This window comes from Pontibacter pudoricolor (genome assembly GCF_010092985.1).
In the GTDB taxonomy this organism is placed as follows: Bacteria; Bacteroidota; Bacteroidia; order Cytophagales; family Hymenobacteraceae; genus Pontibacter; species Pontibacter pudoricolor.
Genome location: NZ_CP048106.1, coordinates 1,495,790 through 1,509,633, shown reverse-complemented (window position 1 = coordinate 1,509,633; position 13,844 = coordinate 1,495,790). Strand labels below are relative to the sequence as shown.

Genomic DNA, 13,844 nt, shown 5'->3' with positions numbered 1-13,844 from the left:
AGCCGCTCTATGTAAATGGGGCGGCTTTTTTGCCGCTTAGCACAGCTTATGTTATGGAATATTTTTTAAATCAGGTTTAAGAAAATACTAGGGTGTAAATAAAATCTGACTATCTTAAAACTAAATTCAGTTTTGCTTTATAGTTCATTCCATTGCCACACATGTCAGTAGGGTATAGTTTGTTACTAAGCTTGTGCTGCTGAATATAGTGCCCTGTCCCTAGCTCTCTTTTACTCAGTCAGTATTAAAATTTGTGAATAAGGTGGATGCCTCACTGAATAGAATTTCTGATTGTGTACCAATAATTAATAGTCTGTTTGCAGAAGTTTTGCCGGTGAGGCAACCTGTCTTTGTTTAAACATAGATTATAGTTTATATTTGATCCTATAAATCTTCTATATGCAACATAGAATTCTGATATTATTACTTGTATTGCTCGTTCAGCAGGGCTTTGCACAACAGCCCGACAGCAGGAAGTATAAGATAACGGGTACAGTAAAAGGTGCCTGGGGAGAAAGGCTGGAAGGAGCGTACGTGGTTTTCTCGCAGGATAAATCTGCGCTGAGCGATAAACAGGGACGCTTCAGTATCATGCTGAACAAAGGCACTTACAATGTAACCTGCCAGTTTATTGGAATGGCTCCTTTTAAAGAAACTATAGTTGTTGCCGAAGACAAAGACATTGTACTGACGCTGGTACCCCGAAACTTCGACCTGAAGGTAGTGGAAGTTACCGCACGCCCGACAACTGGTGTAAACTCTACCAACATGGGTAGCTCTTACATCGATCAGAAACTAATGACCCGTATGCCCAAGTTACTGGGAGAGGCCGATGTGATCAGAACGGTATCGACGCTGCCGGGTGTGGTAAATGCCGGCGAAGGCACATCCGGTTTTTTTGTGCGCGGTGGCAGCGCCGACCAGAACCTGGTACTGATGGACGATGCCCCGATCTTCAATTCCAATCACTTATTCGGCTTCTTCTCGGTTTATAACCCCGATATTTTAAAAAGCTTTACGCTGCACCGCAGTGGTATTTCAGCGCGTTACGGCAGCCGTATTTCGTCGATATTGGATGTAAGTCTGCGCGATGGAAACGAAGATAAAATGCAGTATGAGATCGGTCTTTCGCCGGTTACAGCCAAGTTCAGCATGGATGGCCCGATATCGGAGAAACTAACGATGCTGGTTGCGCTAAGAGGTGCCTACCCGAAGTATGTTATGAAGCTTTTCCCAAGTAAGAACATCAAAAACAGCTCGGGCCACTTTTACGACGGAAACCTCAAATTCAAATACAAGCTTGATGAGAAAAACAGCCTGACTTTCTCGGGATACCACAGTGGCGATGGCTTTAAGTTTCCGAACGATACAACTTACCAATGGACCAACACGCTTGGCACGTTAAAGTGGAATCACCTTTTCAGTAACGATTTTACAGGTACAGCTACTCTCGTTAAAAGTATCTACAAAAATAAAGTAGAAGGCATCTCAACAGGTGAGGAATTTGAGCTGAAGTCGGGCATAGACCTTAGCCAGTTTAAAGTTGATTTCGGGTATTTCGGGAAAGAGAACCACCAGGTTGATTTTGGTGCAGAAGTATCGCTATACACCATAGAGCCCGGTGACCTGGTACCGTATGGCACTTCGAGCCTGAACCGGCGTACACCGCAGGATGACAAAGGACTGGAATCGGTCGCTTTTATAAACGATGAGTTTAAGCTGAACGATAAGTTCTCTGTTTCAGTAGGGCTTCGCTATTCACATTTCGCTAAAATAGGCCCATCTGTCACCTATGTATATGCCGAGGGCAAGCCGCGCAGCGACCTGAACATAATAGATACCCTGTACTATAGTTCGGGGAATGTTGTGCAGACCTACCACGGTCTGGAGCCGCGCGCTTCGGTCAAGTATTCTTTATCTGATGCATCGTCGTTTAAAGTTGGGTATAGCAGAACGCGCCAGTACATACAGCTTATCTCTAACACGGCAGCTATTACGCCAGTCGATGTGTGGAAACTTTCGAATAAGCACATAGAGCCGCAGGTATCGGACCAGGTATCGGTAGGGTATTTCTTTATGGAGCCCGAAAGCATGTATGAGTATAGCTGGGAAGTGTACTATAAAAAACTTTACAACCAGGTAGACTATAAAGATGGCGCAACAATCCTGTTAAACCCGTCGCTGGAATCGGATCTGTTGTTTGGCGATGGGTATGCCTATGGGTCGGAGTGGCTTGTTAAGAAAAACCTGGGCCGTATGCGTGGCTGGGTAAGCTTTACGTATTCGCGCTCGCTTCGCAAAATTGCGGGAAATACCAAAGCCGAAACTATAAACGATGGCGAGTATTATCCATCTAACTACGATAAGCCTCTGAACCTGAACGTATTTGTGGATTACCACTTATGGCCCAACTGGAAGGTATCCGGCAACTTTACTTACACTACCGGCCGGCCTGTAACGGCAGCCGATTCGTGGTACTGGTACCAGGGGCAGATATTCTCGAACTATGTAGGCCGTAACCAGCAGCGCATGCCGGATTATCATCGCCTGGATGTATCGCTGAACCGCGAGATTATTAAAACAGACAGGGCAGAATATAGCGGCAGTCTATCGGTTTATAACGTCTATGGCCGTAAAAATGCTTATTCTATGCTGTACCAGCACTATTATGGCGAATCACCTTCAGCTTACAAATTATCTGTACTGGGGGCGCCTGTTCCGTCAATCAACTTTAATGTTAAATTTTAGCCTGCTATGTTAAAAAGGATACTAACTTTTGCGCTTGTTTTATTGATGGGTTGCATCGATCCTGTAGATGTGGACCTCGATACGCAGAAAAAGCACCTGGTAGTAGAAGGCTACTTTACAAACGAAGCCAAGCTGAACTATATCCGATTAAGTTACTCGCAGCCACATTCGGTACCCTACAACGAGTTTGAAAAAAATGCCATTGTGTTTGTTTCAAGTGATGCAGGGGAACACTATAGTTTCAGGTACGATAAAGCGGGTTACTATTATCCCGAGGCAGGGGCCATGGCCTACGGTGTGCCCGGGCATACGTACTGGCTGAATGTTTCGGTAGGTAACAAGCTATACCAGTCTGAGCCGGTAAAAATGCAGGAGCCGCTGCCGATAGAAGCAGTGCATTTTGAAGTTGATGAGCAGAGCTATGCCTTTGAGGGCGTTCGTGAAAAGCAGCTATACATGGGGTACAATGTACTTGTAGACTACAAAGACCCGGCTGAGTATAAAAACTTTTTGAGATGGTCATTCTCGACGCAATACGAAGTGAACACACAGCCCTGGGACTTCATTGATCCATGGTCCGGGTTACCAGCTCCCAAAGGATGCTGCATCCAGTGTTTCCTTTACGAAAAGTTAGAGCTGTTACGGGTAGCCGACGACAGGCTTGTAAATGGCAGGGATGTAAAGAACCAGGCGGTGCTGTTTATGCCATTTGAGAAGTATCTGGGTACCAAAAATAAGCTGACTATTTACCAGCATTCCATCACCAACGAGGCCTATGATTTCTTCCGTATCCTGGAGCAGCAAAAGAGCAGTACGGGCACTGTTTTCGATCCGCCTCCGGCAGAAGTCAAAGGGAATATTAAAAATCCGGCGAATGAGGATGAAATGGTGTTGGGCTTTTTTGATGTATCAGGTGTGAGCGTAAAGCAAATTACCATTCTCCGGTCCGACATAAAGTACCCGGCACCTCCTTATATGTACCCGGACGATTGCCAGGCCCTTAAAGGTGCTACCAGGCAGGCACCTGAAGGCTGGTGATCTTATCGCCGTGAAACTCATTTTAAAAGGCAAGGGGTCCGAGCTATAGTTCGAACCCCTTGCCTTTTTATGAACTATAGCTACACAATCTCTTTCAGCCAGGCTGTAGCTTCCGTTTTATAAGAAAAATTTTTAAGCTGAAAAGGCAGTATCTGGGTTTGCTCGAGGCTTTTGATATTATTCTGTGCCAGTTTCTCGATGGGTTGGCTGGGAGACTGCAAACGGGCTACTTTTTGTATACGTGTAGTAGCGAAGCCCCTGGCCAGGTAAGCAGATATCTCCCTGCTTTCTTCCTCACTTACGGCGATTCTGGTTTTGGATGAGTCGAGCAGCAGCTTTTTTATATCGTAACTTTTAATGATATCTACCATCAGATCAATGGTATATTTTATTTCAGCTAAGAGGTAAGTATGTAAATCCGGGTAAGCAACTTCAATAATGTCTGTTGCCGGGTCGTAATCTAATTTTACTATACTGTTTTCAAATAGAACCATTTGTAAGGTGTTAACCAAAAAGTAAGTCGTACCGGACAAATATAGTAATGATTCTGTAAGGATACTCCTTTTTGCTATTTTGCCTTTTGGTTACAACTAAAGCTATAGTTCAGAGAAGTGATAATCCGCTCCTGAAAAGTTAAATTGCAGTAGTTTTAACTATTAAACCAAGATGCATCCCCGGAAACATAGTAGCAGCTATAGTTCTGAGATGCGCAACCCACCACTTAAACTATAGCTTATGCCTGATCGCAGAGTTTACCGCATGCCCAAAGCTGGCTCCATTAACGACCTTAAGCTACAGACCGAAGTATTAAGTGACCCGGAACCCGGTGAGGTCACTGTTAAAGTAAAAGCAATAGGACTCAACTTTGCTGATATTTTTGCAATGCAGGGCCTCTACAGCGCTACGCCCAAAGGTTCTTTTATTCCCGGACTGGAGTTTTCTGGTGAGATTATAGCTGTGGGAGAGGGCGTGGAAGATTGGAACGTTGGCGACCGGGTAATGGGAGCTACCAGGTTTGGCGGCTATGTTTCTCATATCAATATCAATCACCGGTATGTTATCCCACTACCAGATGCCTGGAGTTTTGAGGAAGGAGCAGGGTTCATGGTGCAGGGCCTTACGGCTTACTATGCGCTAACAACGCTCGGTAATTTGCAGAAAGGAGCAACTGTACTGATACACAGTGCAGCCGGTGGCGTGGGTATTTTAGCAAACCGCATCTGTAAAAAGGCTGGCGCTTACACTATAGGCACGGTGGGCAGTGCAAGTAAAGTAGACTTTCTGCTGAAAGAAGAAGGGTATGATGCCGTTATAGTTAGAGATAATACGTTTGGTGAAAAACTGAAACGCGCGCTAGACGGCCGGCCTTTGCGCCTCATCATGGAGTGCATTGGCGGGAAAATACTGCAGCAGGGCTGGGAAACAATGGCACCTATGGGCCGGATGGTAGTATATGGCAATGCCAGTTTTACAAGCCATGGTTCCCGCCCCAACTACCCGGGCCTTATCTGGAAGTTTCTGAGAAGGCCAAAAATAGACCCGTTGCGCCTGCCAACCGAGAACAAATCACTTATGGGTTTTAACCTCATTTACCTTTACGAGCAAACCGACATGATGCATCAGTTGCTCCGTGAACTACTGGCGCTGCAGCTTAAAGCCCAGCATATTGGCCATGTGTTTCCTTTTGATAAAATGCATGAAGCCATCCGCCTGTTCCAGCAAGGTAAAACAACAGGCAAAGTTGTAGTTACGGTAGAAGATTAGCCTTTCCCTGAAACTCCGGAACTATAGTTCGATACTTTAACTTTAAAGTAAACTTAAACGCATAGGCATAGTAGGAGCCTGGGTATCGTTGCATAATTATTAATTGCCGGCTATACCAGTTTAGGTTATGCGTCGTTTTGAGCAAGGTGTTGGGAAATAATTTTCCGGCTCTTGCGATAAATGAACTTCAAAAGTTAAAGTATATTTAGTACTTGTTTGGTGTTGGTAGTTTCAGGTATGATATTTTCGAGAATACAGTTTTTAGTGAACAGGGGCGTAGCAGCAACTCTTTTCCTGGTATCACTGGTAGCCTGCCAGGATGCAGAGAAAACCGGGCAGGTTAAGCAACAAAGTATAGCAGCAGAGGAAAGACAGCAAATAGAAGTACCCGCCTATTTTACTGCAGACAGCGCCACCAAACTAGGCAATCACCTCGATTCCATTTTTACGCAGCTACACAAAAAAAGCGGTTTTAACGGCACAGTGCTGGTTACGAAGTACGATCAGGTACTTTATAAAGGCGCTTTCGGCTATTCTGATTTTTCCCGGAAAGATACGCTTACTACACAAACCGCTTTTCAGTTAGCGTCAGTATCAAAGCAGTTTACAGCAATGGCCATCATGATGCTGAAAGAACAGGGGAAACTTGCCTATGATGATAGTGTGCAACAGCACCTCCCTTACTTTCCGTACCATGGCATCACTATTCGGCAGCTGCTTACACACAGGTCCGGGCTGGGCAATTATACATATTTCAGTGATGAACTATGGCCAGACCGCAGCGAACCCATTACAAACCAGGATGTACTGCAACTGATGGCAACCTATCACCCTCCGGTCTACTATGAGCCCGATACACATTTTGATTACAGTAATACAGGGTATATGGTGCTGGCATCTATCGTTGCCAAAGTAGCGGGAATGCCATACGCTACGTTTCTGCAAAAGCATATTTTCGGGCCTTTAAAGATGCAAAATACCTTTACCTATAGTAAAAATGTAGCTGCTTTAACCGGTAAAGTTGCTTCGGGGCACACCGGTGGCAGGCGCAAAAGGTCACCTGATTACCTGGATACAGTGCTCGGCGATAAAGGCATTTACTCTACCGTAGAGGACCTTTATAAATGGGACCAGGCACTATACACCGGAAAGCTGGTGAAGCAGGAAACGCTGGTTGAGGCGTTCACCGGCTCGCGTAAAAAGAAAAGAGATGAAGACTATGGCTTTGGCTGGCGTATCAGAACAGTAGAGAGCGGCGACACGATCGTTTACCACGGAGGTTTGTGGCATGGGTACGCCACCTACCTGCTCCGAAATCCAAAAGACCATAGCGCGCTTATAGTGCTGAGCAATGTACCGAATGGTAGCTTCAGGCATTTAAAAGAACTACAGAAGTTTCTGTACCCGGAGCAATCTAAAATGGCAGCCGCATCTAAAAAAACAAGCAAAACAGCTGCTAACAAACTATAGCTTCGGTTTAAAATATTGGAGGTTGGTGACGTAAGCGTTGTCTTGCGGTTTTAGTAGCCCAGTAGTTTTCGCAGGCTTCCTGTAGCTTGTTTTCAGAGAGTGGCTTGTCGGTGAACTCCTGAACACCTAAATTCTCAAACCGCTTCAGGTCTCTGCACCCGTATGGTTGGCGGGCAACAGAAAAACAGTTCGCATTTCTTCTATCAGGCTGCTTTGTTACAGTTCTTCCATAAGTTCGAGAGCAGCTATTGGTTTAAACCGGCGCTGGTTCGCTGCATTGCATACATTCACAAGTACATGTCAGGAGATAAAACGAAAACGGCAGTATCTGACATTAATCAGGTTACAAAGCCGCCGTCTGACGAAGCATTGAACAGGCTGAGGTGTATATTGTACAACCCATCTGCAGACCGGCAGCTATAGTTAGTACCGGCTTTATGCACTTTCCTTACCCGGCTCATGTACGTCTGATTCCTCAACTGCGTGTTCTTCCATTTTTTGCTCGGCCCAGGCAAGGTCTTCTTCATCAGCAATCAAGCCTTCCTGGTCAGTACCATACGTTTCATCGTAACTTAGTGCTACCAGCATCGGGAAATGGTCTGAGCCAAAATATGGTAGCCGCTTGATATGGGCCAATGTAAAGTGCTCACTATGGAAGAGGTGATCAAGGGGCCAGCGGGCAAACCAGAACTCAGCATGAAAAGTATTGAACATGCCCCTTCCGATACGTGGGTCCAGCAGGCCGCTTATTTTCCGGAACAGCCGTGTCGTTGCAGACCAGGCAACATCATTCAGATCACCGGTTACTATAATTGGGGAAAGCTCATCTGAAACACTTTTAGCAATTACCAATAGTTCAGCATCGCGCTCCGAAGAGTCTGGGTTTTCGGTGGGACTTGGCGGAGCAGGGTGTAAAAAGTGAACGCGTACCCGAACACCAGACCGTAACTTAACCAGCGCATGCATCGAAGGAACATCAGGCTCTACCAGGTATTGTATAGCAGAATCTTCTAACTCAAGCCTGGAGTACACATGCATGCCATATTTGTTTTCCAGTGGGCACTTCATGGTATAGAGGTAATCTGTTTCCAGTACATGTAGCTTTTCTTCCCACCAAAAATCCGTTTCCAGTGCTACCAGCACATCTGGCTGGTATTTAGCTACCAGGTCCAAAAGTCCTTTATAGTTCTTGTTGGTAGTGAGCACATTTGCTGTCAGGATACTAATCTTATTTTTAGGGTCGTTGTGTCTGGAGGGCTTAACTTCAGGAGGAAATATCCTGGTGAAAGGCAATATCCAGCTGCCATGAAAACAAAATGCTGCGAGGGCTATAGTTGTAACGATCCAGGCATCGTATTCGGAGAAGTCGAGAAAGATAACTTCAGCCAGCAGCAGCAATAAGGCCATGATCATAAACTGCAACCTCGGAAAATCCAATCCGCGGACCCACCAGGCACTATGGCGCCATAACGGCAGCACCGTAACAAAGGCAAGAAAGTACGTGAGCGCGACCAGTATTTTATAAGCCATCTGCCACTGTTTTCATAAAGGGATTCCAGCAAATTCGTATCCTGTAAAGATGATACGTTATAACTTCAGGAGGGGGGATTTATAGTTGAACTTTACTTTCGTGCACCTGCTCGGAGGACAAACTATAGTTCAGTACCGGAGAGGATGCTGGTACTAGCGCTGTTCAGGTTGGTCTTCCATAACTATGCCGTGCAGCATATGCGCCAGGATAGGAGCACATTTTTCGCGGCAGGCAGGATAAAAATGTCCATGTTTCCAGGAATCAGATTTAGGCGATAAGCCCCACCAGAACTCAGCCAGCGCTATAGGCGTCATGCCATGCAGGAAAGCGTAATGCAGGAGCTTGGGAGCAGCACACTCACCGGCTCCGGCAGGAGGGTTATTGTGTGTTGCTTTCTGAAAGATGTCGCGTAAACTTTTCTCTTCGCCTGCCTGGTTCAGGAACTGAAACTGGTCGAAGAGTTGGGCCTGCAAGGCTACAGAGTTTGTCTTTCGCAATTCCTGAAGCCGTGTGATTTCTGTCCTGCTTTCTGTCGTTTGCTGGTCTTCCAGGATTTTTATCTTCTGGTTTATGCGCGTCAGCTCCTGCATGCCCATATTCAGGAAACTCCCTTTTGTCAGGCTATCAAAAACAGGTGGAACGAACCGGGCATGATGAAAACCACCGGCCAGCTTACCCGAAAAGGCAGACAGGTAGCCAACTTCCTTATTTTCTGTTCTGACAACCAGCACGCCAAACATTTTACCAATAACTGTTCCTTCCTGGCCCTCTGTTAAGCCAAAATTATGCTGCCAGTCTTTCTGGTTTTTCAGGTGAAACTGGAGTTTTTCGGCAGCAAGTAAACTGACAGGATGGGGCGTATAGTTGAAAGGATAAGTAAACTTTTCAGGTAAGGTATCAGTCGCTATTGGATCGTCAAAAGGAGTGAAGTGCGGGTTTCGGGAGGCTATCGGGTGTGGCAAGCAGTTGTGCGTAAGGCTATAGTTTGGCAAAAATAACAACAGCTGTCATCATTCGTTCATTTTATCAAAAGCATTTTAGAAAGAGCGCAGAATTAGTTTACACAACGTTGTCATCCCGGAAGGATCTCGGTGGCATAACCTCCCTTCCGATAAGTATCTTAGCAGAATGACAGATTGGTTTTACTTCATTAAATACTGCTTCGCATCTGGCCTGCCAGCAACTATAGCAGCCGGTGAAAAGACAGGAATTGGTGACTCTTTCCAGGATTAAAAACAGCAACTATAGTTAGCAAAAAGAGCAACCCCGCGCAAATCAGGCAGGATTGCTCTTTGGTATAGTTATCAAACTATAGTTCGGGAAACTATAGTTTACAGGCTTTTTTCAGCAGGAGATTTTTTTAAGAGTTTCCGGAAAAGCACCACTACTTTTTCGATAAAAAAGCCCAGGATCAGACCGCCAATAGCGCAAACCAACGCTTTTACAAACCAGGCCAAGGCAGGTATATCAGCAAGGGAATGTTCGAGGTTATCAAGCGCATGACTTGTGAACGGAATACCGTGCGCTATAATTTCAGCGCCAACCCACAACATAGCTGCTGTACCAACATAGCTCAGAATCTTTAAAAATTTAGGCATGAACTTCACCAGGCTCCGCCCCATTTTCTGTACCTGCGGACTATGTTTGTCTTTCGCCAAATGCACGCCAAAGTCATCGGCTTTCACAATTAAGCCAACAAAACCATACACAGCTATCGTTATAAAAATACCAACAGCCAGCATAACAGCAATTTGATTAAACAACGGCTTGTCTGCTACCGTGGCATAGGTTATGGCCACGATCTCGGCGGAAAGGATAAGGTCGGTGCGGACAGCGCCAGAAACCCGTTCTTTTTCCAGTTCCTGTGGCGTGATCACCTCCAGCTTTTCTTCCGGGTGCTCACCGGCTTCAGCGTGTTTACTGAACATAGAATGTACTTTTTCATACCCTTCGAAGCACAGAAACGCACCACCAACCATTAAAATGGGAGGGATGGCCCACGGCGCAAAAAAACCTAATACCAGCGCAGCCGGGCTTAACAACAGCAGTTTGTTGATCAGTGATTTCTTGGCGATCTGATAGATGATGGAAAGCTCGCGCGAAGGATCAAGGCCGACCACATATTTAGGGGTAACGGCGGTGTCATCAATCACAATACCGGAAACCTTGCTGGTGGTTTTTGCTACCTGCGTTGGTACATCATCCAAACTCGCCGCACTCACTTTCACAAGGGCAGCCACGTCATCTAATAGGGCAAGAAGTCCTGAAGCCATTTTATAGTTTTAAGCTTTAATTTATAGGTTACTGTTCAATGCTTTTTTAAGGAAAGGCGCTGTCTTACTTTGTTTCGACTTTGCTACCTGTGCAGGCGTACCTGTTGCTACTATTTTGCCCCCTTCCTCACCGGCTCCCGGGCCAATATCTATCACCCAGTCGCTGGCTGCTACTACGCGCATGGTATGCTCTACTACTATAACCGTGTTTCCGGCTTCTACCAGGTTGTCCAGTTGCACCAGCAGCTTCTCTACATCGGCAGGGTGCAGCCCGGTAGTTGGTTCATCCAGAATGTAAAGTGAGTTCCCCCGTTGTGCTTTCTGTAGTTCGGTAGCCAGTTTTATGCGCTGCGCCTCACCACCCGATAGTTCGGTTGCCGGTTGTCCCAGTCGCAAATAACCCAGGCCAACTTCCCGCAAAACTGTTAAGGCGCGCTTTAAATTCGGTTCTTCATCAAAAAACTCCGAGGCAGCGTCAACGGTCATATCCAGCACATCGGCTATGTTTTTGTCGCGGTACGTTACTTCTAATGTCTTAGCGTTGTAACGGGCGCCCTGGCAAACCGGGCAGGGAGCGTACACACTTGGCAAAAAGAGTAACTCCACCATTACAAAGCCTTCGCCCTGGCAATTCTCGCAACGACCTTTGGCCACGTTAAACGAAAACCTTCCGGCATCATACTTCCGGGCCCGGGCCATGGGTGTTGCGGCGAACAATTTACGAACATTATCAAATAAACCAGTATAGGTAGCCAGATTTGAGCGCGGCGTTCGGCCAATTGGTTTCTGATCTACCCGCACCAGCCGTTTTATAGTTTCCATGCCTGCGGTTATCTGCCCGCCGGTTTCGGGTTGTACTGTTCTTTCCAGTTCTTCGCCTTCCTCTTCCTCCATAGTTATGACATGCCCCAAATGCTCTGCCACCAACTCCACCAGCACCTGGCTCACCAGACTGGATTTACCGGAGCCCGAAACACCTGTAACGGTGGTAAATACCCCCAGCGGAAATTCAGCGTCGAGGTTATGCAGGTTGTTACGGGTAACGCCGCTTAGTTTTAGCCAGCCCGTAGGCGTGCGCGGATGCTGCTCATGAACTGCTGCCGTCCCGGAGAGGTATGCTGCTGTTTTAGAGTTTTGTACCAGGTGCAGGTTTTCAGGAGGACCGCTATACAGTATTTCGCCGCCTTTTTGCCCGGCATCGGGTCCAACATCTACCAGCCAGTCTGCATGCCGGATCACGTCGAGGTTATGCTCTACTATAAACAATGAATTACCGGCTTTTTTCAACCCCTCCAGGGCTGTAAGTAAGGCCAGGGTATCAGAAGGATGCAGTCCGGCAGATGGCTCGTCAAGCACATAAACCACTCCGAAAAGGTGGGAGTGAAGTTGTGTGGCTAAACGCAGGCGCTGCAGTTCTCCGGGCGATAAAGTTGGTGTACTGCGCTCCAGCGATAAATAACCCAGGCCAAGATCGAGCAGCACTTTTATGCGGGCGACCAGGTCTGAGGCAATACGCTGGGCAACTATAGTTTGCTCGGGGTGTTCGGCTTCCTGTTTTTTGTGGGTTAAGTCGGTGCCCTCAGCGTAAGGTTGTAGTATAGTTGACAGTCTTTTTAGCGGTAACCTGGATAGTTCTGTAATGTCGTAGCCTGCAAACTTCACCGAAAGCGATTCCGGGCGCAGTCTTTTGCCCTGGCAGTTGGGACAGTCGGTGCTGAGCATGTATTGCATTACCCGCTTTTTCATGAGGGGGCTGTTGGTGTTGGCAAACGTATGGAACACATGCCGCCGGGCGCTGCTAAAAGTACCCATATAGTTGGGCTCTTCTTTGCGTTTAAGGGCGCGTTGTGTTTGGTCAGGGGTATAGCCGGGGTAAACCGGAACGACAGGTTGCTCGTCTGTGAACAAGATCCAGTCGCGTTCTTTTTTTGGCAATTCGCGCCAGGGTCTGTCTACATCAATTCCTAGGGTTACCAATATGTCGCGCTGGTTTTGTCCGCCCCAGGCCGTTGGCCATGCTGCAATAGCCCGCTCTCTTATGGTTAAAGAATCATCCGGCACCATCGATTTTTCAGTTACGTCATAAATACGGCCCAAACCGTGGCAAACCGGACAGGCACCTTCGGCAGTATTAGGCGAGAAAGCCTCAGCATAAATAATGGACTGGCCCGGCGGATAATCACCGGCACGGGAGTACAGCATGCGCACCAGGTTCGAGAGCGTCGTTACGCTACCAACAGAGGAGCGCGTAGTGGGCGTGCCCCGTTGTTGTTGCAAGGCTACGGCTGGTGGCAGGCCTTCAATGGAGTCTACTTCCGGTACGGCCATCTGGTGAAACAGGCGACGGGCATATGGCGAAACAGATTCCAGGTAACGCCTTTGGGCTTCGGCGTAAAGGGTACCGAATGCCAGTGAAGACTTTCCCGAACCAGACACTCCTGTAAACACTACCATGGCATCGCGTGGTATGGTCAGGTCTATGTTTTTCAGGTTATGCTCCCGTGCGCCCTTCACTGTTACAAAGCCAGTAAAGTTTTTACCCAGCGCTTTATCTGTTTCTTTCGCCATGTAGTAATCTGGTATCTTTTGTTAAAACCCTCACATTTATTCCGTCTGTTTACTGGCTAAGGTAAGAGTTCGTTACTTTAAACCCGCTTTAAGTCTTGTTTAGGATTTGTGGGGATAAGGGATTTGCAGGATTGCTGATAAAGTGGGGGTGTCCTTGAGGAACATGGTATGTGCTATAGTTTTTCTTTTGTCATTTCGAGCTTTCTTGAGACGAGAGTCGAAGAGAACCAGCGCAGCTGTGAGAAATCTGAATCTTCTCTACCGTCATCCCTAGCGTCAGTCGAGGGATTTTATATGACTATAGTTTCTCGTTTGTCATTTCGAACAAAGTGAGAAATCTGGGTTTTATAGTTAGTTATAGTTGCAACTTGAACCAAGCCTTTTCTTCCATAGCCTTCTTTAATCCTGGGAGCTTTACTTACCTATCGTTTCAATCTTGCTTTGGTGCCCTC

General features: G+C 46.8%; 9 protein-coding genes. 4 read left to right on the top strand and 5 right to left on the bottom strand.

Annotation, left to right across the window (positions count from 1 at the left end; genetic code table 11):
- Window positions 1-399: 399 nt before the first annotated feature.
- On the top strand, window positions 400-2,748 hold the full coding sequence (locus tag GSQ66_RS06515; RefSeq protein WP_162426721.1) for a TonB-dependent receptor: 2,349 nt from the start codon (window positions 400-402) through the stop codon (window positions 2,746-2,748).
- A 6-nt stretch (window positions 2,749-2,754) separates the two neighbouring features.
- A complete protein-coding gene (locus GSQ66_RS06510; protein ID WP_162426720.1) occupies window positions 2,755-3,786 on the top strand; it encodes a DUF4249 domain-containing protein in 1,032 nt (343 codons plus the stop codon).
- An 80-nt stretch (window positions 3,787-3,866) separates the two neighbouring features.
- Here GSQ66_RS06510 and GSQ66_RS06505 read toward each other — a convergent pair whose 3' ends face one another.
- Complete coding sequence (locus GSQ66_RS06505; RefSeq protein WP_162426719.1) at window positions 3,867-4,280, bottom strand: hypothetical protein; 414 nt, start codon at window positions 4,278-4,280, stop codon at window positions 3,867-3,869.
- 241 nt (window positions 4,281-4,521) lie between these two features.
- Here GSQ66_RS06505 and GSQ66_RS06500 point away from each other — a divergent pair, with 241 nt between their 5' ends.
- Both GSQ66_RS06500 and GSQ66_RS06495 read left to right on the top strand, forming a co-directional pair.
- On the top strand, window positions 4,522-5,550 hold the full coding sequence (locus GSQ66_RS06500) for a synaptic vesicle VAT-1 family membrane protein (RefSeq protein ID WP_162426718.1): 1,029 nt from the start codon (window positions 4,522-4,524) through the stop codon (window positions 5,548-5,550).
- Between the two features lie 237 nt (window positions 5,551-5,787).
- Complete coding sequence (locus GSQ66_RS06495) at window positions 5,788-7,020, top strand: serine hydrolase domain-containing protein (RefSeq protein WP_162426717.1); 1,233 nt, start codon at window positions 5,788-5,790, stop codon at window positions 7,018-7,020.
- 435 nt (window positions 7,021-7,455) lie between these two features.
- On the opposite strand, the gene GSQ66_RS06490 is transcribed toward GSQ66_RS06495, so the two are convergent.
- From GSQ66_RS06490 to uvrA, 4 genes are all read right to left on the bottom strand, one after another.
- A complete protein-coding gene (locus GSQ66_RS06490) occupies window positions 7,456-8,550 on the bottom strand; it encodes an endonuclease/exonuclease/phosphatase family protein (RefSeq protein WP_162426716.1) in 1,095 nt (364 codons plus the stop codon).
- A gap of 153 nt (window positions 8,551-8,703) precedes the next feature.
- On the bottom strand, window positions 8,704-9,513 hold the full coding sequence (locus GSQ66_RS06485; protein WP_238395841.1) for a pseudouridylate synthase: 810 nt from the start codon (window positions 9,511-9,513) through the stop codon (window positions 8,704-8,706).
- Between the two features lie 369 nt (window positions 9,514-9,882).
- Window positions 9,883-10,824, bottom strand: coding sequence for a DUF808 domain-containing protein (locus GSQ66_RS06480; RefSeq protein ID WP_162426715.1), 942 nt, complete (start codon window positions 10,822-10,824; stop codon window positions 9,883-9,885).
- Window positions 10,825-10,845: 21 nt separating this feature from the next.
- Window positions 10,846-13,392, bottom strand: a complete 2,547-nt coding sequence (gene uvrA / locus GSQ66_RS06475) for an excinuclease ABC subunit UvrA (RefSeq protein WP_162426714.1) — start codon at window positions 13,390-13,392, stop codon at window positions 10,846-10,848.
- Window positions 13,393-13,844 lie beyond the last annotated feature (452 nt).